This window comes from Kosakonia arachidis, from assembly GCF_900116535.1.
Taxonomy (GTDB): Bacteria; Pseudomonadota; Gammaproteobacteria; order Enterobacterales; family Enterobacteriaceae; genus Kosakonia; species Kosakonia arachidis.
Genome location: NZ_FPAU01000004.1, coordinates 56,644 through 82,252, shown reverse-complemented (window position 1 = coordinate 82,252; position 25,609 = coordinate 56,644). Strand labels below are relative to the sequence as shown.

Here is a 25,609-nt window from a genome sequence, read left to right as displayed (position 1 = left end):
TAACTGTGAAAAAAAGGCGAAAACAGCTAAACGATGTGGGTTTTACTCCTTTCTATAACCTTTTGTCAACTTTAACAAAAGATTCCTCACATTAGTTTACATCGGCAGCAACTCATTAACATTTAGTGCCGTTTTCGTGATCGGCCTCAAACATACCTGCGAAAAAAACCAGGTGTTGAATCGTGTCCGTTGTGCGCTTTTCCTGATATTACCCGCTTATTTTGACAGGATTTTGTCCGGATTCCTCCCCCTCATTAGGAGTATTTTCTTGATCTGAGACACGCTTTTGTTAATTCATTGCCAAAAACGGCAACAATCCAGCTTGATTTTTAACATCAGCTTAAGGCATGAAAGACTATAGTTGATAAAGGAATACTTTGCTGTGAGGAGTATTAACTTCTTGAAAGGGAATATGATTTAGATGGGCAATAATGCATCAAAGAAATGTTCCGATATAAAACGAACCAGTGGCAGCGATTTCACTGCCATCGGTTCATTTTTGCACTTACATTTTGTTACCTGTTTTGAGGCAAAATGTTAGCCAAAATCCCCTTCCACGATAAGCGGATCACCGCCTTCTTCAGCTCCTGGGTGCCCATAATGCCACGGGTTCTGGTAGTGCTCCATCGCCTGAAAAATAACCTGCGCCAGTTCATTTTGGCTGAGGGGATTATAGCCCAGCAGATATTCTGTATCAGGTAACAGCGGCAGGCCGTCGGCGCGGCTTAACACCCGCAAATCCGGACTCATCATTTCAACAGGGCGGGCAGTGACACCAAGCCCGGCTTTCACTGCCGCTTTCACGGCCGAAAGCGTTGAAGCCACATAAGCCATGCGCCATGGAATATCGGCACTATTGAGCGCATTAATTACCATGTCGCGAAACGAACTGGGTTCATCCAGCAACACAAGTGGAATAGCTTCTCCCTTCTGCAGAACATATTCAGCTGAACAGTACCAGTGCGTTGGGGATGTACGTAACGTCAGGCAATCAAACTGCCCGTAGCAATGCGTTGCTACCACCAGATCGAGGTCCTGATCCTTAAGACGATCGCCAGATAACGGGTTGCGCTTTACGCGCACATCCAGCGCCAGTTTCGGATATACCGAGCTAATACGATTAAGCAAGAAAGGCAAAATGGTATCGGCTGATTCGTCAGAAGCGCCAATAGTTAATACGCCCTGCAAATTGCTAAACATCAGCGATGTACAGGCTTCATCATTAAAACGTAAGATCTTTCGCGCATAACCCAGTAGCTGAATGCCGTGCTCAGTTAAAAGCTTATTACGACCATGACGGGCAAAAAGCTCTTTGCCCACTAACTGTTCCAGCCGCTGCATTTGCTGGCTTACGGCAGACTGGGTGCGGCATACCGCCGCCGCAGCAGCCGCAAAGGTGTTCAGATCAGCGACCGCAACAAAAGTTCTCAGCAGATCGAGGTCGAGATTCAGTATCGGACGATTTGCATTTATCATATTTTTTCACTTACGGGTTGCTCGTGCAGAGTGACCCGGGTTTATGCTGTGCTCGTAAGATTAAGTTAATTCCATTTAAAAAGTGCATCCAGCAACGTCATGACTCATCAAAGCCTGACTGTAAGTTCTCGTGTTTATAGTTCGCTGTCTAATGCAAGCTGAACCTGTTGGCTTTATTTCGCATGCTCCATTCCTTCTGGATATATAAACCGTGATAAACCTTGAGAATGCTTTTAAGAAAACAACCTGTTTATGCACATCACTGGCTATACATAGCACATATGTCATATACCGTGGGGGCTATATAACCGGCCTGAAGTAAAAGCGAATAATAACAAGCAACTAAAATTAAGAAATAGACCTTAACTAAAGCATGGCTTTTCTCGTCAGCACCATTTATTGCCCTTCGAGTTTAACCTAAAACCTTTATATTTATAAGCATTATCGCGAATAATCTTAAACTGCAATTGTCATCATGTCTGACCACTCGTTATAATATTAGAGACGAATATAGTTCCCATTCTCAATATTAATCAGCTATTAATTGACAACCGTTCTAACTATTAATAATGTTTAACATTGCGTTTACAACGCAAACATACTCCTCTGGCAAAATAGATGATCCCATCTTGCCATCATCCGGATTTTGCGAAGAATTTTCTGTCGGGTTGCGGACTTCTTTTTTAGACGCGCACTAAGCAAATGTATTTTTCTAGCGAAAAATTACAACTTATTTTTCATTTATGATATTAAAAACTTAAAATTGACGCAAAGGCAGTTTAATAACAAAGATTAAACAAAAGAAAATAGTTAAAAAACCGTTAACCAATGAGGAAGTTACCACGAAATCTTCTTCTGCTTACCCTTCTAAACTGACGGACGTGGGAGTACATTGTTCCGTGCTCACTTCCACGGCAGGCAGTGGCTCACATAGCTAAAAGGTCAAAGGTTCATGTCCTCCATCGAAAAATCCAGCAAATTAGACAATGTTTGTTATGACATCCGTGGTCCGGTTCTGAAAGAAGCAAAGCGTCTGGAAGAAGAAGGCAATAAAGTTCTTAAACTTAACATCGGCAATCCCGCACCATTCGGCTTCGAAGCGCCGGATGAAATTCTGGTCGATGTGATTCGCAACCTGCCAGGCGCGCAAGGCTATTGCGATTCCAAAGGGCTCTATTCAGCCCGCAAAGCGATCATGCAGCACTATCAGGCGCGCGGTATGCGCGAAGTGACCGTTGAAGATATTTATATTGGTAACGGTGTTTCTGAACTGATCGTTCAGTCGATGCAGGCGCTGCTTAACAGCGGTGACGAAATGCTGGTGCCTGCCCCGGATTACCCGTTGTGGACAGCGGCCGTGTCGCTTTCCGGTGGTAAAGCCGTGCATTATCTGTGTGACGAGTCTGCTGGCTGGTTTCCGGATCTTGACGATATTCGCGCAAAAATCACACCGCGCACCCGTGGTATTGTGATTATCAACCCCAACAACCCTACCGGTGCGGTTTATTCAAAAGAACTGTTGATGGAGGTAGTGGAGATTGCGCGTCAGCACAACCTTATCATCTTCGCCGATGAGATCTACGACAAAATTCTTTACGATGCGGCCGAACACCACTCTATCGCCGCACTGGCGCCGGATCTGTTCACTATTACCTTTAATGGTCTGTCAAAAACCTACCGAGTGGCAGGCTTCCGTCAGGGTTGGATGGTGCTGAGCGGGCCGAAAAAACACGCTAAAAGCTATATCGAAGGGCTGGAAATGCTGGCCTCGATGCGCCTTTGCGCCAATGTTCCGGCACAATACGCGATTCAGACTGCACTCGGTGGTTACCAGAGTATCAGCGAATTTATCGTGCCGGGTGGTCGTTTGTACGAACAGCGCAACCGAGCATGGGAATTGATTAATGAAATCCCTGGGGTTTCCTGCGTGAAGCCAAGCGGCGCACTCTATATGTTCCCGAAAATTGACGCGAAACGTTTTAATATTCACGATGATCAAAAGATGGTGCTCGACTTCCTGTTACAGGAAAAAGTGCTGTTAGTACAGGGTACCGCGTTCAACTGGCCGTGGCCGGATCACGTACGTATCGTGACACTGCCGCGCGAAGATGATCTGGAGATGGCGATCAGCCGTTTTGGCCGTTTCCTCTCCGGTTATCATCAGTGATCTCCGTCGGGGGAGGATTTGCATCTTCCCCCACTCTCTGCGCACAATGACTCAGGTCGCAGTCACAGACAAGGTTAACTATGAGTCAGAGTCATTTCTTCGCCCATCTTTCCCGCCTTAAATTGATCAATCGTTGGCCGTTGATGCGCAACGTACGCACCGAAAATGTGTCCGAGCACAGCCTGCAAGTGGCGATGGTTGCCCATGCGCTGGCGTCAATAAAAAACCGGAAATTCAATGGACAACTGAATGCCGAGCGTATTGCTCTGCTGGCTATGTACCACGACGCGTCGGAAGTGCTGACCGGCGATCTACCCACCCCGGTAAAGTATTTCAATTCGCAAATTGCGCAGGAATATAAAGCGATCGAAAAGATTGCCCAGCAAAAGTTGGTCGAAATGGTGCCGGAAGAGTTGCAGGATATTTTTGCGCCGCTGATTGATGAACGTCACTACAGCACGGAAGAAAAAGCGATCGTGAAACAGGCAGATGCGCTATGCGCCTATCTGAAATGTCTGGAAGAGTTATCCGCTGGCAACAATGAATTTGGGTTGGCAAAATCTCGCCTCGAAAAAACCCTTGATGCCCGCCGTAGCCCGGAAATGGATTATTTTATGCAAGTCTTTGTGCCCAGTTTCCATTTATCGCTGGATGAAATCAGCCAGGATTCACCGCTGTAACTCGTCTTTACCGGGTGAACGCCACCCGGTACACGCGTCAAAACGGAAACAGTATCGGGATCAGCAGCGCGCAAACCACCATCACCAGCAGCGTAAACGGCACACCGATCTTAACAAAATCACTAAACTGGTAATTGCCAGGCCCAAGCACCAGCGTGTTCACCGGTGATGAAACTGGCGTCATAAATGCGGCTGATGCCGCCATTGCTACCATCATGACAAACGGATACGGCGAAACCCCCATTGATTTTGCTGCCGCCAGCGCAATCGGCGCCATTAGCACCGCAGTGGCAGTGTTCGAGATAAACAGCCCGATGACCGCGCACATGAGAAACAGGCAGATCAGCATAACGTGTGGCCCGTAACCGCCGCCGATATCCATCAACCCCTTAACCACCAGATCCACGCCGCCGGTTTTTTGCAGAGCCAGCGCAAAAGGCATCATCCCGACGATCAGAATAATGCTCGGCCAGTGAATGGCCTTGTAGGCGCTTTCCACATCAATACAGCGGAATTTCCCCATTAGCATACAGGCGATAATCGCAGCGATCGTATTAGGAATTTCATCGGTAAGCATCAGGGCAACCATCAGGACCAGGCAAAAAATCGCATGTGGTGCCTGGCTGTGAGCAGGCGAAGCGGCGCTCTCTTCAACCGGTAAATTGAGAACCACAAAGTCGCGTCCGTGAGAGCCCAACTGACGGATCAGTTTCCAGTTGCCAACGACCAGGAAAATATCACCCAGTTCCAGCGTGATATCCGTAACCACACCGTCAATCGCCGCACCGTTTCGCTTCAGGCCAACCACGTTTAGACCGTAGCGGGTCCGAAAACCGATTTCGCGAACCGTCTTACCGATCAGTTCAGAATCCGGAATTAACGACACTTCAGCCATCCCCACATCCAGCGCCTGATCGGAAAAATATTCACCGCGCAGCACCATAGGTTCCAGCAATTGCTCTGCGCAGAATTCACGCAAATCCACTTCAGCAGCAGACATGTCAATCAGCAGAACATCGCGGGCACGAAACTCGGAGACACCGTTTACGTTGACAATTACCCGCCGAAAACGCCTCCAGCGTTCGACGCCGATAACATTCGCGCCATAACGTTCGCGAAGCCGCAAATCATCAAGGCGCTGGCCGATCAAAGGAGAGCCAGGGCGAATAGCAAGGCGCCGCGCCCGCCCGGTAAGGCGATACTCTTTAATCAGCTCACGAAACGAACGACGCTTCCAGCCGTCACGTTTCGCTTGTTCATCATCCCCTTTCAGCATAAAACGCATCAGCAGCATATAAATGATCCCCAACAGCAGGATCACGAGACCGAGCGGCGTCATGCTAAAAAAGCCGAACCCTTTCATACCTTCGCGTAACAGCTCGCTGTTCACCACCAGGTTAGGCGGCGTTGCCACCAGAGTCATCATACCGCTGATAAGCCCGGCAAAACTGAGCGGCATCATCAGACGCGAAGGCGAAATCTGCATGCGTAGCGAAACGCTCATGACCACCGGTATAAAAATCGCCACTACACCGGTCGAACTCATAAACGCGCCGAGCCCGGCAACGGTAAACATGAGCAGAACCAGCATTTTCACTTCGCTGCTGCCAGCCATATCAACCAGCCATGCACCCATATTCGCCGCCACGCCGGTGCGCACCAGGCCATCGCCGATAATAAACAGTGCAGCAATCAGGATCACATTGGGATCGCTAAAACCTGAAAAGGCCTCTGGCAGAGTCAGTGTGCCGCTTAAGACAAAGGCGACAATCACAAACAGCGCCACCGCGTCCATGCGTACTTTCCCCGTTGCGAAAAGCAAAACGGTAATCGCCAACAGACACAGCACCCAAATCAGTTCACCGTTCACAACTTATCCTTGTCAGTTGATGGAGAGAAAATAGTGCCATAAAAAAACCCCACAAATGTGGGGTTAAATCATGGGTTCAGGTATTGAGCGTGACAATCACCGTTCCATCTGACCGTTTCGCAACATTCAGCGCCTCGAGGCTGGTAAGTACGAAATCGGCTTCATCAAGCCGGGGAGAATTGGCCGGGACATTTACCGCAATGACGTGGCATCCTGCCGCCAGCCCTGACAAAACGCCCGCAGCGGCATCTTCAACCACCACGCAATCCTGTGGTGCCAACCCCAGCCGCTCTGCGCCAAGCAAATAAGCATCCGGAGCAGGTTTACCCTGTTTAACCTGCTCGGCGGTGATAAACACTTCCGGAGCAGGCAGACCGGCAGCGCGGTGACGAGCGTGAGCAACCGGCACAGAACCAGAGGTGACAATCGCCCACGGAATGCCTGACGAATCGAGGTGCTCCAGTAATGCGATAGCGCCCGGCAGTGGTGCGATTCCATCGGTATCCGCCGCTTCGATAGCTTCCAGCCGGGTAAACTCGGCGGCAATCTCCTCTTCCGATTTTCCCGGCATAAAGTGACGCAGCGAGGTAATCGCCTGTTTGCCATGAATGAAATTCAGCACCTCATCATGCGCGATGCCAAATCTGTCGGCCCAGCTACACCATGCCCGCTCAACAACGGACAGAGAATTAACCAACGTGCCATCCAGATCAAACAGAAATCCTTTGCACTGCACACTCACCTCCTCAGGCGTTGATAATCTGATTAATTTCGTTGCTACTCAGATGATACTGGCGCGGGCAGGAGTGCCATACGCTCAGCATGCGCTGATATTTTTCCCACATAGGCGTTTGCGCATTAAAGCCGTGCGTACCGGCATCAAAATGGGTGTAGCGACCTTCAATGTTAACCATAAAACGTACATAGCCGAGGTAACGTGCTTCCGTTGCCGCGTCAAAGCCAAGGAAAGTCACACGGCGTTCATCAATGGTGTTGGCGTCTTTCAGGTTAGTCCAGGAGACATGGAGCGCGTGATACATCTCCATGGTATCAATAATAATGCGGCAGGTTTCTTCTTTCAGCTCGCCGAATTCGCGATCCAGTTCGCGCATTTGCAGACCATAGCCACGTTCAATAATGGTCTGTAAACGGCGGTAGCGCTCTGCATTCGCCGGATCCATCATGGTCATCATTTTATACTGATTGGATAAGATCAAACGTTGGGCATTAGTCATTTCCATCTTTCGACTCCTGTGGCTCATCGGCACTTTACATATGATGTTTCGAGTTTACATGCTGAAAACGATGACTTTCTTGATTTACCGGGGGTGTTGCATCGAACAAAATGAAAATAAAAAAGAAGCCACCGCAAGGATGTCTTCTTTTGTACAGACGGCTATCGCTGATGGCATCACAGATCATCAAGAAATGTTTTATCCAACTGTTTGAAAGCTCGCTTAAGGGTATCTGCCAGCGCCTGGTAATCAGGTTTTCCTTCGACCGGGGCCAGCGCCTGTCCCGCTTCCTGGAGTTTGCCGCGCACTTCGTAAAACCAGTGCAGAATGGAGGGTGGTAGCGGCGTGACGGAGCGTTTACCCAGCCACCATAGCCCCTGCATTGGCAGGCTCAGGGCAAATAGTGCGGTTGCCACTGCCGGGCCAAGCTGACCGCCAAGCGCGATTTGCCAGCATAGAGTGAAGACCGCCAGCGGCGGCATAAAACGGATAGCATGGCGCGTTGCGCGGATCACACGATTCTCAACAAACATCGGAGCGAGGCGTTTTTCCATGGGCCAGGTCTTCGCATAGCGCTGACCCCGACGAAACAAACTGAAGAAACTGACGGGTCGATTCTCAGAAGTGGACATGGCTTTACCTCAACTTCACATGTAAAAATTAAAAAATTTGTGCAAAACAACAACTACAAATGACAACGTTAAAATTTTTTGTCAATCCCACCAGGTATCAGGTATCCTGTGACAGCCTGACCAGGGCCCGTAGACGACAATCGTTGAATGGTCAAATTTAAAGCTGATTATGCCACTGTCTGAAATTTGCGCAAAATAGCTTAAAATCTTATGTATTCTTCCATCATGCTAAAAAATATATTCAGCATGATGTTAATCATAAATGTCAGCGTCAACCTGCGCTACGCTGTGCGACTCACTGACCTTTTTTAGCCACGTATCATAAATAGGTACTTCCATGTCGAGTAAGTTAGTACTGGTTCTGAACTGCGGTAGTTCCTCACTGAAATTTGCCATCATCGATGCATCTAACGGTGACGAATACCTCTCTGGTTTAGCCGAATGCTTCCATCTCCCTGAAGCACGCATCAAGTGGAAAATCGATGGCGGTAAACAAGAAGCGGCTTTAGGTGCAGGTGCCGCTCACAGTGAAGCGCTGAACTTTATCGTTAACACTATTCTGGCACAAAAACCAGAACTGTCTGCACAGTTGACTGCTATTGGTCACCGTATCGTACATGGCGGCGAAAAATACACCAGTTCTGTCGTTATCGACGAAACTGTTATTCAGGGTATCAAAGATGCCGCTTCTTTCGCACCGCTGCATAACCCAGCTCACCTGATTGGTATCGCTGAAGCGCTAAAATCCTTCCCGAAACTGAAGGACAAAAACGTCGCTGTCTTCGACACCGCATTCCATACCACGATGCCGGAAGAGTCCTACCTGTACGCTCTGCCGTACAAACTGTACAAAGAGCACGGCATACGTCGCTACGGCGCACACGGTACCAGCCACTTCTATGTTACTCAGGAAGCAGCCAAAGTACTGAACAAACCAGTTGAAGAGCTGAACATCATCACTTGCCACCTCGGCAATGGTGGTTCTGTTTCCGCAATTCGCAACGGTAAATGTGTCGATACTTCCATGGGACTGACCCCGCTGGAAGGCCTGGTAATGGGTACCCGTTCCGGTGATATCGACCCGGCTATCGTGTTCCATCTGCATGACACACTGGGCATGAGCGTTGAAGCAATCAACAAAATGCTGACTAAAGAGTCCGGCCTGCTGGGTCTGACTGAAGTCACCAGCGACTGCCGTTACGTAGAAGACAACTACAAAGAGAAAGAAGACGCCAAACGCGCGATGGATGTTTACTGCCACCGCCTGGCAAAATACATCGGTTCTTACACTGCGCTGATGGATGGCCGTCTTGATGCCGTTGTCTTCACCGGTGGTATCGGTGAAAACGCAGCAATGGTACGTGAACTCTCCCTGGGCCGTCTGGGCGTACTGGGCTTTGAAGTTGACCACGAACGTAACCTGGCTGCCCGTTTCGGCAAGTCTGGCTTTATTAACAAAGAAGGCACCCGTCCTGCCGTTGTTATCCCAACCAACGAAGAACTGGTTATTGCGCAAGACGCGAGCCGCCTGACTGCCTGATTACCCACACCGCCAGCCAACGCTGGCGGTGCTGTTTTGTAACCCGTCTGCAACGACGGTAACGAAAGAGGATTAACCGTGTCCCGTATTATTATGCTGATCCCTACCGGAACCAGCGTCGGCCTGACCAGCGTCAGCCTTGGCGTTATCCGCGCTATGGAACGCAAAGGCGTTCGTCTGAGCGTCTTTAAACCAATCGCCCAGCCACGCGCCGGTGGCGATGCTCCAGACCAGACCACCACCATCGTGCGTGCGACTTCTGACCTGCCAGCAGCTGAACCGCTGAAAATGAGCCATGTTGAGTCCCTGCTCTCCAGCAACCAGAAAGACGTGCTGATGGAAGAGATCATTGCGCGCTACCACGAAAGCAGCAAAGACGCTGAAGTCGTGCTGGTAGAAGGCCTGGTACCGACTCGTAAACACCAGTTTGCCGATTCGCTGAACTTTGAAATTGCGAAAACGCTGAACGCAGAAATCGTGTTTGTTATGTCTCAGGGCACTGACACACAGGAACAGCTGAAAGAGCGTATCGAACTGACCCGTAACAGCTTCGGCGGCGCAAAAAATACCAATATCACCGGCGTTATCGTTAACAAACTGAACGCACCGGTTGACGATCAGGGCCGTACTCGCCCGGATCTGTCAGAAATTTTTGATGACTCCTCCAAAGCGAAAGTCGTTCATGTTGATGCGGCGAAACTGCAGGAAACCAGCGCGCTGCCGGTACTCGGTGCGATTCCATGGAGCTTCGATCTGATTGCCACGCGTGCAATCGATATGGCGCGTCACCTGAATGCGACCATCGTCAACGAAGGCGACATCAAAACCCGCCGGGTGAAATCCGTGACTTTCTGTGCGCGCAGCATTCCGCACATGCTGGAACATTTCCGTCCTGGTTCTCTGCTGGTGACTTCTGCAGACCGTCCGGATGTGCTGGTTGCTGCCTGCCTGGCCGCAATGAACGGCGTGGAAATCGGTGCTCTACTGCTGACTGGTGGCTACGAAATGGATGCCAGCGTTCGCAAACTGTGTGAACGTGCATTCGCTACCGGCCTGCCGGTATTTATGGTGAACACCAACACCTGGCAGACCTCCCTGAGCCTGCAAAGCTTTAATCTGGAAGTTCCGGCTGACGATAGCGAACGTGTCGAAAGCGTTCAGGAATACATTGCCAGCTACATCAATGCACAGTGGATTGACTCCCTGAGCGCGACTTCCGAGCGCAGCCGCCGTCTCTCTCCGCCAGCCTTCCGTTACCAGCTCACCGAGCTGGCGCGCAAAGCAGGCAAACGCGTTGTTCTACCGGAAGGCGACGAACCGCGTACCGTTAAAGCGGCTGCGATTTGTGCTGAACGCGGCATCGCGACCTGCATCCTGCTGGGTAACCCGGACGAGATCAACCGCGTTGCTGCGGCTCAAGGCGTTGAACTGGGTAGTGGTATTGAAATCGTCGATCCGGAAGTCGTTCGTGAAAGCTATGTTGCTCGTCTGGTTGAGCTGCGTAAGAGCAAGGGCATGACCGAAGCCGTTGCCCGTGAACAGTTGGAAGATAACGTGGTTCTCGGCACGCTGATGCTGGAACAGGACGAAGTAGATGGTCTGGTTTCCGGTGCTGTTCACACCACCGCAAACACCATTCGTCCGCCGCTGCAGTTGATCAAAACCGCACCGGGCAGTTCCCTGGTTTCTTCCGTGTTCTTCATGCTGCTGCCGGAACAGGTTTACGTTTACGGTGACTGCGCGATCAACCCGGATCCGACCGCTGAACAACTGGCTGAAATCGCAATTCAGTCAGCTGATTCTGCTACCGCTTTCGGTATTGAGCCGCGCGTGGCGATGCTCTCCTACTCCACCGGTAACTCCGGCGCAGGCAGTGATGTAGAGAAAGTACGTGAAGCGACCCGTCTGGCGCAGGAAAAACGTCCGGACCTGGTTATCGATGGTCCGTTGCAGTATGACGCCGCAGTAATGGCTGACGTTGCGAAATCCAAAGCGCCGAATTCACCGGTTGCCGGTCGCGCTACTGTGTTCATCTTCCCGGATCTGAACACCGGTAACACCACCTACAAAGCGGTGCAGCGTTCTGCTGACCTGATCTCCATCGGGCCGATGCTGCAGGGTATGCGCAAACCGGTTAACGACCTGTCCCGTGGTGCGCTGGTAGACGATATTGTCTACACCATCGCTCTGACCGCAATTCAGGCTTCTCAGCAGCAGTAATTGTGTCGGATGGCGTTAGCGCCATCCGACAATAGTAAAGACCACCTCCTAAGGAAGTGGTCTTTTACTTACAGCAGCTCCCGCGCGGCGGACACAATGTCATGTGCCGTCAGCCCATACTCTTTTTGTAGAAAATCCTGCGTCCCCACCTGACCATAGCGCTCTTTCACGCCCACGCGCCGCATCGGCACCGGGCAAGTTTCCACTAACACTTCCGCCACGGCTGACCCCAGACCGTTATGAATGCTGTGATTCTCGCAGGTGACAATCCGCCCGGTCTTCTCGGCATAGTTCTTTACCAGCATGCGGTCAATAGGTTTTAAGGTAAACATATCGATTACCGCCGCACTAACACTTTCCTGCGCCAGTTGCTGCGCCGCAGCCAGCGCTTCAGCCACCATTATACCGTTGGCAATCAGCGTAATATCCGTACCTTCACGCAGAACATTGCCTTTGCCGATGGTGAAATGTGAGCCCGATTGATAAATGGTGGGCGCTTGTTTACGAATGGTGCGCACCCAGTAAAACCCTTCCAGGTAAGCCAGTTGGTTCAGGATATCGGCGAACATCACCGCATCCGTCACCTCCAGCACGACTGAATGCGCCAGACCGCGCACAATCCCCATATCCTCAAAAGACATATGTGTACCACCGTTATGGCAGGCGGTCACACCGGCATCGGAGGCTATGACTTTGACATTGTTGCGCTGGTAATCGAGCGACATAAACAACTGGTCGAAACAACGACGGCTGGCAAACGCCGTAAAGGTATGAACAAAGGGTTTACGCCCGGTCAACGCCAGCCCCGCGGCCGTACCAATGACGTTTGCCTCCATGATGCCGCAGTTGATCACCTGCTGCGGATACTTTTTATGCACACCATCCATTGCCATCGAACTCATCAGATCGGCTTCCAGTGCGATAATGTCGCCGCCCGCCGCGATCTGATCGCTGATAAAACCGGCATAAATTCTGCGCATTTCGATACTGTCTTTACCACCGATGTCAGCCACCTTAATCATGCGCCGCCTCCAGTTGTTCGATGATTTCGTTAAGCGCCTGCTTCATCTCTTCGGTCAGGCGTAAATGGTGCGAGTTACTCAGCTTTTCGAGATATGGCACCCCCTGTCCTTTAATGCTGTCGAGGATCACCAGCCGTGGCCGGGCATCGGCAGCCGGAACCGGCTTCACCACATCGAGAAGTGCGGCGATGTCATCGCCCTTCACCGTACAAACATCGAAACCGAAGGCGCGAAATTTCGCGTCCAGATCAAAAGCGCAAATTATCTCATCCAGCGCGCCGTCCAGTTGCTGCTTATTCCAGTCCACAAACACCGTCAGGTTGTTGAGCTTGTGATGGGCAATAAACTGGAACGCTTCCCAGCACTGCCCTTCATTCAACTCACCATCGCCAACAATGCAAAATACACGGTTGGTTCTGCCCGCCAGTTTATGTCCCAGCGCCATTCCTCCGGCGATAGAAATGCCCTGGCCAAGCGATCCGGTGGTCGCATCCACGCCCCGGGTTTTTAAGCGATCCGGATGGCTTGGCAAGCGGGTACCGTTCTCATTGAGCGTTTGCAGCATCTCCTGCGGGAAATAGCCTTTCAGCGCCAGCGTGCTGTAGAGCGCCGGGCCAGCGTGGCCTTTCGACAGCACGAAGTAATCGCGCTCCGGCCAGTCTGGATCGGCAGGATCAATCCGCATGACGTCGCCATACAGTACGGCAAGCGTTTCCACCACCGACATGCTACCGCCATAGTGACCAAAGCCCAGGTGCGTCAATGCTTTCAGGGTTTCTACGCGGATATCCCGCGCAAATTGTTTCACTTCAGCAATCGTGCTCATGACTTCGCCCCACTCTTTTCTTCTGTACCACTGGCAGCGGGTTTCCCCTTCGACATCATATTCCAGACGACCAACGCGACGAACACCACAACTACCAGCCCGGTAATCGCCAGCGGCGACAGGTAACGCGCCAGATTGCCCAATACAATGCCGATAAAGCCAAAGTCAGCGTCCGAGAAGGTCGTATTGGCAAAACCCAGCGCGCCGAGCACCGGCAACAGCAAAACAGGCAAAAAGGTAATGAGTAATCCGTTGGCGAAGGCACCGATCATTGCACCACGTCGTCCGCCGGTAGCGTTACCAAACACACCTGCCGTCGCACCGGTGAAGAAATGCGGCACCACGCCAGGCAGAATCAACACCAGTTTCATCTGGCCAAGCAGGAATAACCCCACCAGACCACCGAGAAAACTGAACAGGAAGCCGACCAGTACCGCATTTGGCGCATAGGGATAAACCACCGGACAATCCAACGCCGGGCGAGCATTAGGCACCAGTTTTTCGGAAAAACCGGTAAAGGCCGGAACAATTTCCGCCAGAATCAGACGTACGCCTTGCAGGATAATGAATACCCCTGCGGCAAAGGTGATGGCCTGAATAATCGCGTAGACGAGGAAGTTCTGCCCGGCGCTGAGTTGGCTCTCAACGAACTCACGCCCTGCGCAAACCGCTAAAATCATGTAAATAATGATCATCGTCAGCGAGATAGAGATCGAGCTGTCACGCAGGAAGCTCAGGTTTTTCGGCAGGTTCATCTCTTCCGTTGAGCGTGAACCCTTACCGCATTTACTGCCGATCCAGCCTGACAGCACGTAGCCAAGCGTACCGAAATGGCCGAACGCGATATCATCGTTGCCGGTGATCCGCTTCATATAACGCTGTGCAATCGCCGGGAAGAACGCCATCACCAGGCCAAGGATCAGCGAACCAGTAAACACCAGTCCGACACCTTCAAAACCCGCGACGGTGAGGATCACCCCAATCATGCACGCCATATAAAAGGTGTGATGTCCGGTCAAGAAAATGTATTTCAGTCGCGTAAAGCGCGCGACAATAATATTCGCCACCATGCCGAATGCCATGATCAACGCCGTTGACGCACCATATTTCTCCAGCGCAATTGAAACAATTGCTTCGTTATTTGGAATAATCCCCTGAATATTAAAAGCATGTTCAAACATGCCACCCAGTGGATTTAACGAGCCGACCAATACCGTCGCACCACCGCCCAATACGATAAAACCGAGAATTGTTTTGACCGTGCCTTTCACAACATCGGAAAAGGATTTTTTCTGCGCCACCAGGCCAATCAGCGCAATTAATCCCACCAATACAGAAGGAACTTTCAATATATCAACAACAAAGTTTAGCGTTTCAAGGATAAACATATCCACCTCGCTTTATGCATGCAGCACCGCTGTGCAGTGCATCCAGTTGATGTTAACGGTTGGCGAAGAAAGCGCTGATTTTCGCTTCCAGCTCATTGATATCAATGATGTTACTAAGGACAACCAACTGGCTTTCCGGCACGCTAGCGCTGGCGGCAATATCTTTTGCCATAACAAACACATCGGCCGCACCAGGTGTGGCAGAAGAGAGATCGGAATGCTCGACCTCAGCTTCGATATTCAGTTTTTTGAGGACTTTCTTAATATTCATTTCGACCATAAAGCTACTGCCCAGGCCGGATCCGCAAATTGCCATTATTTTCATTGTATTTACCTTTTTTAAGTAGAGTACGACCGCATCGCCCATAGCAGGCAACGTATAATCACTAGTAAAAAAATAAAGAATCAGAAACGCTGAATAATGTTTTTAATCTCCTCCAGGCTGTTTGCACGATGTAATTGCGCCATATCTTCATCACTTGAAAATAGTTCTGCCAGCGCGGCAATCATTTCAATATGGCTATGTTTATCCGGCGCGGCCAACATAATAATGGTGTCAACCGGATCCGCATCCTCTGCGCCAAAATCGACGCCGCGAGACAATTTTAATAACGATAATCCTAACCCTTTTGCCCCCTCTTCCGGCCTGGCATGCGGCATTGCCAGCCCCGGTGCCAGCACATAGTACGGTCCCAGTTTCTGGTGCTGCGCAACAATGGCTGTCACATAATCCGGAGCGATCATGCCGGATGCGAGCAAGGGTCTGGCACAAATCTCCAGCGCCTGTGGCCAATTCTCCACACTATCAAGCACCTGAATTGTCTTGTCGTTAAGCCATTGGTCTAACACTTCACACTCCTTATCAGGGATAAGATGGGCAAACTTTATGCAAGTGAGCATCGCTTATCCGTGATGATAGTCGCAAAGATAGCGCTACCAACTGGAATGATCGAAAAATGTGATAGCGCTATCAGATATGAAAACGCAGGGGAATTCGCAGAAAAAGCAGGGCTTTCCGGCGTATACTGCCTTGAGATGACTCATAACTCAGTGCCTGAGATATCAGGGCTGTCAGGAAACGGAATGACAATTACCCGAAAACGTCGGAGCACAGGAAAAGTCACCCTTGCCGATGTCGCGCAGCTTGCTGGCGTTGGCACCATGACCGTATCGCGGGCGTTACGTACCCCGGAACAGGTATCAGATAAATTGCGTGAAAAGATAGATGCTGCCGTGCAGGCCTTGGGATATATGCCCAATCTGGCGGCCAGCGCGCTGGCTTCGGCGTCATCCTGGACTATCGCGATGGTGGTACCGAGCCTTGCCGAATCCGGTTGTTCGGAGATGTTCGCCGGGTTGCAGCAGGTTTTACAGCCAGCGGGCTATCAGATCATGCTTGCCGAGTCACAACACCGGCTGGAGCAGGAAGAAAAATTGCTGGAAACGCTGCTCGCATCTAATCTGGCCGCAGCCATTTTGCTCAGCGTCGAGCACAGCGATATGGTTCGCCACTGGCTGAAAAACGCCTCCATTCCGGTGATGGAAATTGGCGCAGTGCGCGCCGACCCGATTGATATGAATATCGGGATCGATAACGTTGCTGCAATGTTCGAGCTGACGCAAATGCTGGTGCAGCGCGGTTACCAGAATATCGGCCTGCTGTGCGCCAACCAGGAGCAGTGGATTTTCCAGCAGCATTTACAAGGCTGGTACAAAGCGATGCTACGCCATCATATGTCGCCGAACCGGGTGATTAATGCCGCCGCACCGCCGGTTTTCTCTACAGGCGCGGCACAACTGCCGGAATTTTTGCTGGCGTGGCCGGAACTGGATGCGCTGGTGTGTGTCTCGGACGAACTGGCCTGCGGCGCGCTGTACGAGTGCCAACGGCGGCGTATTAAGGTACCGGATGATTTAGCGATAGTCGGTTTTGGCGATAGCGACGTCAGCCGGGTATGCCAGCCACCATTAACCACCATTTCCGTGCCGCACCGCAAGATTGGTATTGAAGCAGGGCGCGCGCTGCTGGCGCGCCTGAATGATGAAAGCTGGGAGAACAAAACGCCGATAGCACCGACGTTTTGCCTGCGCGATAGCTGCTAGTTGGCTTCCGGGGCTTTTTCCGCATCGTTGCTGGCATTGCGGCTCATCCACAACGCGAGCGCTTTCAGGGAATCAGGGGTGAATTCATCACAGCGGGCGGTGATCTCTTCCGCTGTCATCCAGAAGACCTCGCTCACCTCTTCTTCCTGCAAAGCGAAAGGCCCGTGCGAAACACAGCTGAACAATCCGCCCCAGACGCGGCAATGTTCATCTTCAAAGTAGAACTGGCCATGTTCGGCGAAGGGAACGCCAGCAATACCCAGCTCTTCTTCGGCTTCACGGCGTGCGGAATCCAGTAAAATTTCACCGGCCTGCACTACGCCACCGGCGGTGGCATCCAGCATACCGGGCATGAAATCTTTGATTTCGGTACGACGCTGCACCAAAATTTTGCCCATTCCATCATGCACCACAATGTAGGTTGCGCGATGACGCAAACACTGTGCCCGCATCTGTTGCCGGCTTGATTGCGCTATCACCTCATTGTCTTCATTGACAATATCCACCCACTCCATGCCTGCAAAATGACTCTGTTCCACCATCGGGAAATCTTCTCTTTGTGGCGCTCTTTTGGCGCGTTTCGGTTGAAAGGTAAATTACGGATTAATCGCGACCTGCGCAATAATCTGCTGATCATTAAGTGCGATAACGCGCAATACGCCTTCCTCCAGCATGCCATAACTGGCGTCAAACCCACCTTTGGGAATACTCACCGAACCGGGGTTGAAGTGGAAAATATCGCCTCGCTGCTCCGCTACCGGAATGTGCGTATGACCATAAACCAGCACATCGCCTGCCGCCAGCGGAGGTACATCATCCGGGCCAAACAGATGTCCATGTGTCAGAAACAAACGGCGTTCTGTTAACAGTACTTGCTGCCAGGGTGCGGTAATCGGGAAACGCAGCAACATTTGATCCACTTCGCTGTCACAGTTACCCCGCACGGCGATGATGCGGCTGGCCTGCTCGTTCAACCGCTCAGCCACTTGCGCCGGTGCATAACCCTGCGGCAGCGCGTTGCGCGGCCCATGATTCAGCACATCACCGAGGATCACCAGCCAGTGTGCGTCGCTTTGAGCAAACAGTTCCAGTACACGCTCCGTCGCGGGTAACGACCCATGAATGTCCGATGCAAACATCAGTTTCATCACTGCACCTCATGTGGAAGAAAACAGCCCATGATAACGGAAGTCTGCGGGCTTATCAGCCTGAACGCTTAGCGGAAAGTGCAACATAGCGCTGAACGGATGAGCGCTGCCACTGGAATGTGGCATACTCCGCCAGTCGCTCCGGCACCGCATCACCATTCATCACCAGCCGGTTTAACATTAATGCCAGATCGACATCCGCAATACACCACTCGCCAAACAAATTCGGCTTACCATGCGCCAGCAGATCGCCCGCGATAGCAAATAATTTTTCCGCACTCGTCTGCCCACCGGCGCTGAGCGGCGCTTTTTTCTCGCCAGTAAATACGACCTCTGTTGGGCGCTCTTCGCGGATAGGCATTAAATCGCTGCGCAGCCATGCCTGAATTTGCCGGGCTCGGGCGCGTTTTTGCAAATCATGTGGGTAGATTCGCCCCCATTCCGGCGGCGCGAAACGCTCTTCGAGATATTCCGCAATCGCCGTTGATTCGCTGAGTTCGAAGCCCTCAATCGCCAGAACCGGCACACGATGCGTCAGATGGTAACCCGGCCAGCCCGGCGTATGCTGAGCGCCGCTGGCCAGATCGACCGTTTTAAGCGAGAAGGGCAAACCTTTTTCATGCAGCGCGACATATGCCGAGAGAACATACGGGGAGAAATAATTGGCATCGGACCATAATGTGATAGCCGGTTCGTTCATAACATCCTCGTTCAATGGTGAGCTTTTTCTTCAAAATATAACGTCCTGTCCAGGCTGTCACTTAATGGAAACTCAGCAGCCAGAGGGAACGCCTATACTCTGAGAGTGACAATGATTCTTAGACCTGGAGTATTGATGATAGACCTCTATTTTGCGCCCACACCAAACGGTCATAAAGTAACGCTATTTCTGGAAGAGAGCGGGCTGGAATATCACCTGATCCGCGTCGATATCAGCAAAGGAGACCAGTTTCGTCCGGATTTTCTGATTATCTCTCCGAACAATAAAATCCCGGCTATTGTCGATCACATGCCTGCCGATGGCGGGATGCCGCTGAGCGTGTTTGAATCTGGCGCAATTTTGCTATATCTGGCGGAAAAAACAGGAAGATTGCTCAGCGGTGAACTACGTGAACGCCATGTCACCTTGCAGTGGCTTTTCTGGCAGGTCGCCGGTTTGGGCCCAATGCTCGGGCAAAACCATCACTTTAACCACTTTGCGCCACAGCCGGTCCCCTATGCTATTGAGCGCTATCAAGTCGAAACCCAACGACTGTATCAGGTCCTGAATAAGCGGCTGGAGCGAGTTCCATGGCTGGCAGGTGAGCATTACAGCATCGCGGATATTGCCGCCTGGCCGTGGATCCACTCCCACCAGCGTCAGCGCGTGAATCTTGACGATTATCCCGCGGTGTTTAACTGGTATGAGCGCATCCGTACCCGTCCCGCCACCGAGCGGGCGCTGCAAAAAGCACAGCAAGTATGAAAGCCAGGTAACCTGTTCTGATAGTTAAAAAATCCGTGAAATGTGTTCGGTATCGCACGCGAATTTGAGCCGCTCATTTATGCTGAAATGGAACATCACCAAAGGAGGGAAATATGAAGATACTGATTACCGGCGGGACAGGTCTGATTGGTCGTCATCTCATCCCTCGGCTGCTGGAACTTGGGCATGCCGTTACCGTTGTGACGCGCAGCCCGGCCAAAGCGCAACAGCTGCTTGATGGCCGCGTGACGCTGTGGAAAGGGCTAAACGATCACACTCACCTTAATGAGTTTGATGCAGTGGTCAACCTGGCAGGCGAGCCGATCGCCGATAAACGCTGGAGCGAGGAGCAGAAGCAGCGTCTATGCAACAGCCGCTGGCAGATAACGCAACAGCTGGCGGATTTGATTAAGGCCAGTGACACGCCGCCGCAGGTGCTGATTTCGGGATCTGCGACAGGCTACTACGGCGATCTCGGTGAAGTAGTGGTCACTGAAGAGGAGCCGCCGCATAACGAGTTCACCCACAAACTTTGCGACCGTTGGGAGCAAATTGCCTGTGAAGCACAAAGCGAACGCACCCGGGTTTGCCTGCTGCGTACCGGTGTGGTGTTCGCGCCACAGGGCGGGATCCTCGGCAAGCTGCTACCACTGTTCCGTCTCGGTCTCGGCGGTCCGATTGGCAATGGCCGTCAGTATCTGGCGTGGATCCATATCGACGATATGCTGAACGGTATTCTTTGGCTACTGGATAATGATCTGCACGGGCCGTTCAATATGGTTTCGCCCTATCCCGTGCGCAATGAGCAATTTACTCACACACTCGGCCATGTGCTACACCGTCCGGCCATTATGCGCGCGCCCGCTTTTGCCGTGCGCCTGATGATGGGCGAATCCTCCGTTCTGGTGCTTGGCGGCCAGCGTGCACTGCCGAAACGCCTTGAAGCCGCCGGTTTTGCTTTCCGCTGGTACGATCTGGAAGAGGCGCTGGAAGATATTGTAACCTCTTAATTTTCGTGGCTCCGCCAGCGCGTTTTCAGTGGTAAGCTGAGGTGCTTTACCACCGTAAAGGGCGCTGGCATGACGTTGTACACTTCCCGTTTGACTCTCTCCTCGTTTGAACCTGACGACTGGCCATTTTTCCTGCAACTACGCAGGAATGGCAACGTGATGCGCTATATGGGCGAGATAGCTTCTGAAGAGCATATCCGCACCCTGTTCGACGATCGGCTTGCCGATCGTCACGCTTTTATTATTCGCAACGAGCGGCATGCTTCGGTGGGTGATATCGGTCTGCGTATCAGCCACCACAACCCGCAGGAAGCTGATGTAGGCTACTCGATTACGCCTGCAGCGCAAGGGCAAGGCATCGCATCAGAAGCGCTACAGGCCCTGTGCAATTACGCGTTTGATAGCAAGGTACAGGCACTTAACGCCTGGGTATTGGCAGAGAATCAAGGGTCGGTGAAAGTGCTGGAAAAAAGCGGTTTTCAGCGCGTGCAGGTGCTGGAAAAAGCCTATCTGCTGCACGGCGAATATCATGACGACTGGATTTACCGTCGAGAAAAAGCATAGATTGAGGCCGCCTGTATGGCGGCCTTATATCACTTCAGCGAACCCTTGAGGAATTGCTGCAAACGCGTACTTTTCGGGTTACCGAACACCTCATCCGGCGCGCCCTCTTCTTCAATCTTGCCCTGGTGCAGGAAGATAACGTGAGTGGAAACATGGCGAGCAAAGCCCATTTCATGCGTTACCACCACCATGGTTTTCCCCTCTTCCGCCAGTTTCTGCATAATGCGCAGCACTTCGCCCACCAGCTCAGGATCGAGCGCCGAAGTCGGTTCATCAAACAGCAATACTTCTGGTTCCATCGCCAGCGCGCGGGCAATGGATACACGCTGCTGCTGACCACCGGACAAATGAACCGGGTACTTTTGCTGCTGCATATCATCGATACCGACTTTCGCCAGATATTTTACCGCGCGATCGCGGGCTTCCTGCTTGCTCAAGCCCAGCACCTGAATCGGCGCTTCCATGACGTTCTCCAGCACCGTCATATGGCTCCACAAGTTGAAGTGCTGGAACACCATCGTCAGACGCGTGCGCAGCAGACGCAATTGGTGTTTATCCGCAACCCGCAACTGGCCATCTTTATCACGTACCAGATTGATATTCTGGCCGTTGACAACGATGGTCCCCTCGCTTGGTTTTTCGAGGAAGTTAATACAGCGCAAAAAAGTACTTTTGCCGGAACCTGAGGAACCGATAATGCTAATCACATCGCCCGCGTTGGCCTGCAACGAGACGCCCTTCAGCACTTCATGTTCGCCGTAGCGTTTGTGCAGATCGATAACGTTTAATTTATTCTCAGACATCGTGTTCTCAGTGCGTCGAAGAAGGTTTCATATGCTGCAACCAGCGCTTTTCCGCCTTACGGAATAAGCTAATCAGCACATAAGAGATAATCAGATACAGTACCGCAGCAATACCAAACGCGGTAAACGGCTGGTAAGTTGCGGAATTGATATCACGGGCAATTTTCAGCAGATCCGGCACCGTAGCGGTAAAGGCCAACGCCGTTGAGTGCAGCATCAAAATCACTTCGTTACTGTACGCAGGCAGCGCAATGCGCAGCGCCGACGGCAGAATAATGCTGCGGTACATTTTGAACGACGAAAAACCATAAGCCCGCGCCGCCTCAATTTCGCCGTGCGGCACCGAACGGATCGCTCCAGCGAAAATCTCAGTGGTATAGGCACAGGTATTGAGCGTCAACGCCAGCACCGTGCAGTTCAGGCCGCTACGGAAGAAGGCATTCAGCAGCTCGGTTCCCTTGACGATCTCCAGCGTGTACATGCCTGAATAGAACACCAGCAACTGAACATAAAGCGGCGTACCGCGAAACACGTAGGTAAATAACCATATCGGAAAGCGGATAAATTTATTGCTGGAAACACGTCCGATAGCCAGAAACACGGCCAACACGCCGCCCATTGCCACCGATGAAATCAACAGCCACAGAGTAATTGCCACGCCCGTCATGCGATAACCGTCGCTCCACAGCAGCGATCGCCAGTACTCATGAATGATCTCGATCACAGGTCAGCCCTCTTCACACCCACGGAGTAGCGACGTTCGAGAAAAAGCAGCACACCATTGGAAACTGTTGTAAAAACGAGGTAAATCACCCCGCAGACGATAGCAAAATAAAAGGGCTGCCATGTGCTTTTCCCGGCGAGCTGAGTGGCTTTGACCACATCTTCCAGTCCCAGCAGCGAAACCAGCGCGGTCGCTTTCAGGATCACCTGCCAGTTGTTGCCAATACCAGGCAGCGCGTAACGCATCATCGACGGGAACAGTATGCGACGGAAGATTTGCTGACCGGTAAAACCAAACGCCGTTGCCGCCTCAATATGTCCTTTAGGTACCGCCATAAAGGCGCCGCGGAAGGTTTCCGTAAAATAAGCGCCGTAAATAAAACCGAGGGTAATAATACCGGCTACCATCGGATCGATATCCAGTTGATCCATACCCAGCGCATCCGTGATGCTGTTGAGCGCAATTTGCAGGCCGTAAAAAATCAGCAGCATCAACACCAGATCCGGAACACCGCGAATGAGCGTGGTATAGCCTTCAAAGATCAGCGCCAGCACCCGGTTTTTCGACAGTTTCGCACCTGCGCCCACCAGACCAATAAGTACCGCCAGCACCACCGAACTGATGGCCAGCTCCAGAGTGACTAATGCACCGTGTAATATAACTTGAGAAAACCCGTACAGCATGCAGCCTGTCCTGTCGTATGTAGTGTTTTGCCGTGTCTTTTCCCCTCCCAAATCTGAGAGGGGCTGCACGTTAAGCACGGGTGGTATTAGCCACCATAAACATCAAAATCAAAGTATTTCTTCGCCAGCTTTTCGTAAGTGCCGTCCGCACGCATTTCAGCAAACGCTTTGTTCAGCGCATCGCGCAGTTCGGTATCACCTTTGCGCACGCCCATGCCAGTACCGACGCCAAACAATTTCTCATCTTTGATGGACGGACCACCAAATTTGTAATCTTTGCCAACCGGCGTTTTCAGGAAACCTTCGCTGGCTGCCACTTCATCCTGGAACGCGGCATCAATACGGCCGGCAGTCAGATCAGAGTAGATGTTGTCCTGGCCCTGATAAGAGACGATTTCCACGCCTTTTGGTGCCCAGTTTACGTTACCGTAAGTTTCCTGCGTGGTGCCCTGCAACACGCCGACGCGCTTGCCTTTCAGCTTGTCCAGATCCGGCTGGATGTCAGAATTTTTCGCAACCACCAGTCGGGAATCCGCCGCGTAAAGCTTGTCGGTGAAATCAATTTCCTGCTGGCGTTTTTCAGTAATGGAGAGCGATGACATAATGGCGTCAATTTTTTTCGCTTTCAGCGAGGGAATCAGTGCATCCAGCGGGTTCTCAACAAACACACACTGGGTTTTGATGCGTTTGCACAGTTCTTTCGCTAAATCGATGTCAAAACCGATCAATTCGCCCTGCGCATTCTTCGATTCAAAAGGCGCATAAGTGGGATCGGTACCAATACGTAATTTTTGCGGAATAGCGGCGAACACAGTAGAAACGCTGGAAAACACAAGCGCCAGCGAAAGGGAGAGCACCAGTTTTTTCATCATTATCCTCAACAGACTGTCTTTCCTAAGGGAATTCTCAGAACAATACGGTGCCGTTATCGTGCCATCATATGCCCCGGCAAGGCAAAAAATTATGCCCGTGAGCTGGCTTTTTTTGCAGTGTGGATGCTTAACTATGCATTGATGCACCAACATAGTGCGCAGTGCGCACCATAACGAAACATTTACCGTATAAATGCACCACGCCAGTTATTCAACGTGGTGCATATTTCCCTCATCCCGGATGAGCCGGGTTATGCAGCCTTAATCGCCGTAGACGTTAAAGTCAAAGTACTTTTTGGCGAGTTTGTCGTAGGTGCCATCTTTACGCATTGCGGCAAACGCTTTGTCGAACGCGGCTTTCAGTTCAGTATCATCTTTACGAAGACCAATACCAGTGCCGTCGCCGAAGTATTTCTTATCTTTCACTGACGGGCCAGCAAAAGCGAAGTCTTTTCCGGCAGGTTGTTTCAGGAAGCCTTCGCTGGCAGCGACTTCATCCTGGAATGCCGCATCCAGGCGGCCCGCTGCGAGGTCCGAGTAAATCAGGTCCTGGTTCTGGTAGGTCACTACATCAATGCCTTTGGTACGCCAGTTATCATTGGCATAACTTTCCTGAGTAGAGCCCTGCAATACACCAACATGCTTGCCTTTCAGAGAATCCAACGTCGGCTGAATCAGTGAGCCTTTGGCAGCGATCAGGCGGGAATCGGCGGCGTAGAGCTTGTCAGAGAATGCAATTTCCTGCTGACGTTTTTCCGTAATCGACAGAGAAGAGATGATGGCGTCGATTTTTTTCGCTTTCAGCGACGGGATCAGCGAATCAAAATCGCTGCTGACCCAAGTGCATTTCACATGAATGCGTTTGCACATTTCGTTGCCGAGATCGATATCAAAACCCACGACGTCCCCTTTCGCATCTTTCGATGAGAACGGCGCATAGGTTGGATCAGTACCGATACGCACTGTGTGGGGAAGCGCTGCAAAAACGCTGGCTGTCGCTGACAGGCCCAACAGTAAAGACAGAGCGAGAACCGTCTTCTTCATACATTACCCTCAAGTGTTCTGTTTTTATTCTGTATTACGTTGTGTTGTGTGTTGCTGGCAGTTACCTTGCACGTCTTATGCCAGTTTCCCGCAGCCGGAAAAAAACCGCGTTAAATTTGTTAATAAAACGTTGCAAA

26 protein-coding genes are annotated in these 25,609 nt (G+C 51.5%); 8 read left to right on the top strand and 18 right to left on the bottom strand.

Translation table 11 applies throughout. The features are described from left to right. Positions 1-537: 537 nt before the first annotated feature. The gene (gene lrhA, locus BM427_RS15365) at positions 538-1,476 is read right to left on the bottom strand and encodes a transcriptional regulator LrhA (protein WP_090122927.1); all 939 of its coding nucleotides are present in this window, start codon (positions 1,474-1,476) and stop codon (positions 538-540) included. Positions 1,477-2,428: 952 nt separating this feature from the next. Between lrhA and BM427_RS15360 the strand changes: the two genes are divergently transcribed. After that, a complete protein-coding gene (locus BM427_RS15360) occupies positions 2,429-3,643 on the top strand; it encodes a pyridoxal phosphate-dependent aminotransferase (RefSeq protein WP_090122925.1) in 1,215 nt (404 codons plus the stop codon). An 80-nt stretch (positions 3,644-3,723) separates the two neighbouring features. Next, positions 3,724-4,323, top strand: a complete 600-nt coding sequence (gene yfbR, locus BM427_RS15355; protein WP_090122923.1) for a 5'-deoxynucleotidase — start codon at positions 3,724-3,726, stop codon at positions 4,321-4,323. A gap of 37 nt (positions 4,324-4,360) precedes the next feature. Here the strand turns inward: yfbR and BM427_RS15350 are convergent, their stop codons facing one another. The 4 genes from BM427_RS15350 to yfbV all read right to left on the bottom strand — a co-directional run bounded on the left by BM427_RS15350 (position 4,361) and on the right by yfbV (position 8,060). Then, positions 4,361-6,193, bottom strand: coding sequence for an SLC13 family permease (locus BM427_RS15350; protein ID WP_090122921.1), 1,833 nt, complete (start codon positions 6,191-6,193; stop codon positions 4,361-4,363). 76 nt (positions 6,194-6,269) lie between these two features. Beyond that, entirely contained in the window at positions 6,270-6,929 is a 660-nt protein-coding gene (locus tag BM427_RS15345) for a sugar phosphatase (RefSeq protein WP_090122919.1), read from the bottom strand. Between the two features lie 10 nt (positions 6,930-6,939). Further along, positions 6,940-7,434, bottom strand: coding sequence for a YfbU family protein (locus BM427_RS15340; RefSeq protein ID WP_090122917.1), 495 nt, complete (start codon positions 7,432-7,434; stop codon positions 6,940-6,942). Between the two features lie 170 nt (positions 7,435-7,604). After that, positions 7,605-8,060 carry a terminus macrodomain insulation protein YfbV gene (gene yfbV, locus BM427_RS15335; protein ID WP_043952894.1) on the bottom strand — a complete coding sequence of 152 codons (456 nt, stop codon included), beginning with the start codon at positions 8,058-8,060 and terminating at the stop codon, positions 7,605-7,607. 337 nt (positions 8,061-8,397) lie between these two features. Here yfbV and ackA point away from each other — a divergent pair, with 337 nt between their 5' ends. Next, entirely contained in the window at positions 8,398-9,600 is a 1,203-nt protein-coding gene (gene ackA / locus BM427_RS15330; RefSeq protein WP_090122915.1) for an acetate kinase, read from the top strand. A 78-nt stretch (positions 9,601-9,678) separates the two neighbouring features. Then, positions 9,679-11,820, top strand: coding sequence for a phosphate acetyltransferase (gene pta, locus BM427_RS15325; protein WP_090122913.1), 2,142 nt, complete (start codon positions 9,679-9,681; stop codon positions 11,818-11,820). Between the two features lie 68 nt (positions 11,821-11,888). On the opposite strand, the gene BM427_RS15320 is transcribed toward pta, so the two are convergent. The 5 genes from BM427_RS15320 to BM427_RS15300 all read right to left on the bottom strand — a co-directional run bounded on the left by BM427_RS15320 (position 11,889) and on the right by BM427_RS15300 (position 15,905). Beyond that, a complete protein-coding gene (locus tag BM427_RS15320; protein WP_090122910.1) occupies positions 11,889-12,842 on the bottom strand; it encodes a transketolase family protein in 954 nt (317 codons plus the stop codon). Then, positions 12,835-13,668, bottom strand: coding sequence for a transketolase (locus BM427_RS15315; RefSeq protein WP_090122908.1), 834 nt, complete (start codon positions 13,666-13,668; stop codon positions 12,835-12,837). The genes BM427_RS15320 and BM427_RS15315 overlap by 8 nt, the downstream gene beginning before the upstream one ends. Continuing rightward, a complete protein-coding gene (locus BM427_RS15310; RefSeq protein ID WP_090122906.1) occupies positions 13,665-15,056 on the bottom strand; it encodes a PTS ascorbate transporter subunit IIC in 1,392 nt (463 codons plus the stop codon). Before BM427_RS15310 ends, BM427_RS15315 begins: the two co-directional genes overlap by 4 nt. 52 nt (positions 15,057-15,108) lie before the next feature. Then, positions 15,109-15,381, bottom strand: coding sequence for a PTS sugar transporter subunit IIB (locus BM427_RS15305; protein ID WP_090122904.1), 273 nt, complete (start codon positions 15,379-15,381; stop codon positions 15,109-15,111). Positions 15,382-15,461: 80 nt separating this feature from the next. Continuing rightward, entirely contained in the window at positions 15,462-15,905 is a 444-nt protein-coding gene (locus tag BM427_RS15300; RefSeq protein ID WP_090122901.1) for a PTS sugar transporter subunit IIA, read from the bottom strand. A 234-nt stretch (positions 15,906-16,139) separates the two neighbouring features. Between BM427_RS15300 and BM427_RS15295 the strand changes: the two genes are divergently transcribed. Then, a complete protein-coding gene (locus BM427_RS15295; RefSeq protein ID WP_090122899.1) occupies positions 16,140-17,159 on the top strand; it encodes a LacI family DNA-binding transcriptional regulator in 1,020 nt (339 codons plus the stop codon). Here BM427_RS15295 and yfcD read toward each other — a convergent pair. The 3 genes from yfcD to yfcF are packed head-to-tail and all read right to left on the bottom strand — an operon-like array spanning position 17,156 to position 19,007. After that, entirely contained in the window at positions 17,156-17,701 is a 546-nt protein-coding gene (gene yfcD / locus BM427_RS15290; RefSeq protein WP_090122897.1) for an NUDIX hydrolase YfcD, read from the bottom strand. The two genes, BM427_RS15295 and yfcD, sit on opposite strands and share 4 nt — an antisense overlap. A 54-nt stretch (positions 17,702-17,755) precedes the next feature. Then, positions 17,756-18,307 carry a phosphodiesterase gene (gene yfcE / locus BM427_RS15285; RefSeq protein WP_139234421.1) on the bottom strand — a complete coding sequence of 184 codons (552 nt, stop codon included), beginning with the start codon at positions 18,305-18,307 and terminating at the stop codon, positions 17,756-17,758. Between the two features lie 55 nt (positions 18,308-18,362). Then, on the bottom strand, positions 18,363-19,007 hold the full coding sequence (yfcF, locus tag BM427_RS15280) for a glutathione transferase (protein WP_090122893.1): 645 nt from the start codon (positions 19,005-19,007) through the stop codon (positions 18,363-18,365). A gap of 135 nt (positions 19,008-19,142) precedes the next feature. Here yfcF and yfcG point away from each other — a divergent pair, with 135 nt between their 5' ends. The 3 genes from yfcG to BM427_RS15265 all read left to right on the top strand — a co-directional run bounded on the left by yfcG (position 19,143) and on the right by BM427_RS15265 (position 21,346). Then, positions 19,143-19,772 carry a GSH-dependent disulfide bond oxidoreductase gene (gene yfcG / locus BM427_RS15275; RefSeq protein ID WP_090122891.1) on the top strand — a complete coding sequence of 210 codons (630 nt, stop codon included), beginning with the start codon at positions 19,143-19,145 and terminating at the stop codon, positions 19,770-19,772. 113 nt (positions 19,773-19,885) lie between these two features. Next, the gene (locus BM427_RS15270; RefSeq protein WP_090122889.1) at positions 19,886-20,782 is read left to right on the top strand and encodes a TIGR01777 family oxidoreductase; all 897 of its coding nucleotides are present in this window, start codon (positions 19,886-19,888) and stop codon (positions 20,780-20,782) included. Between the two features lie 69 nt (positions 20,783-20,851). Continuing rightward, positions 20,852-21,346 carry a GNAT family N-acetyltransferase gene (locus BM427_RS15265; protein ID WP_090122887.1) on the top strand — a complete coding sequence of 165 codons (495 nt, stop codon included), beginning with the start codon at positions 20,852-20,854 and terminating at the stop codon, positions 21,344-21,346. Between the two features lie 29 nt (positions 21,347-21,375). On the opposite strand, the gene hisP is transcribed toward BM427_RS15265, so the two are convergent. From hisP to argT, 5 genes are all read right to left on the bottom strand, one after another. Beyond that, complete coding sequence (gene hisP / locus BM427_RS15260; protein WP_090122885.1) at positions 21,376-22,149, bottom strand: histidine ABC transporter ATP-binding protein HisP; 774 nt, start codon at positions 22,147-22,149, stop codon at positions 21,376-21,378. A 7-nt stretch (positions 22,150-22,156) separates the two neighbouring features. Then, a complete protein-coding gene (locus BM427_RS15255; RefSeq protein WP_090122883.1) occupies positions 22,157-22,873 on the bottom strand; it encodes an ABC transporter permease in 717 nt (238 codons plus the stop codon). Beyond that, positions 22,870-23,556, bottom strand: coding sequence for a histidine ABC transporter permease HisQ (locus tag BM427_RS15250; protein WP_090122881.1), 687 nt, complete (start codon positions 23,554-23,556; stop codon positions 22,870-22,872). Before BM427_RS15250 ends, BM427_RS15255 begins: the two co-directional genes overlap by 4 nt. An 86-nt stretch (positions 23,557-23,642) precedes the next feature. Further along, positions 23,643-24,425: a histidine ABC transporter substrate-binding protein HisJ gene (gene hisJ / locus BM427_RS15245; protein WP_090122879.1), complete on the bottom strand. Its 783-nt coding sequence runs from the start codon at positions 24,423-24,425 to the stop codon at positions 23,643-23,645. A 264-nt stretch (positions 24,426-24,689) separates the two neighbouring features. Then, a complete protein-coding gene (gene argT / locus BM427_RS15240; RefSeq protein ID WP_090122877.1) occupies positions 24,690-25,472 on the bottom strand; it encodes a lysine/arginine/ornithine ABC transporter substrate-binding protein ArgT in 783 nt (260 codons plus the stop codon). Positions 25,473-25,609 lie beyond the last annotated feature (137 nt).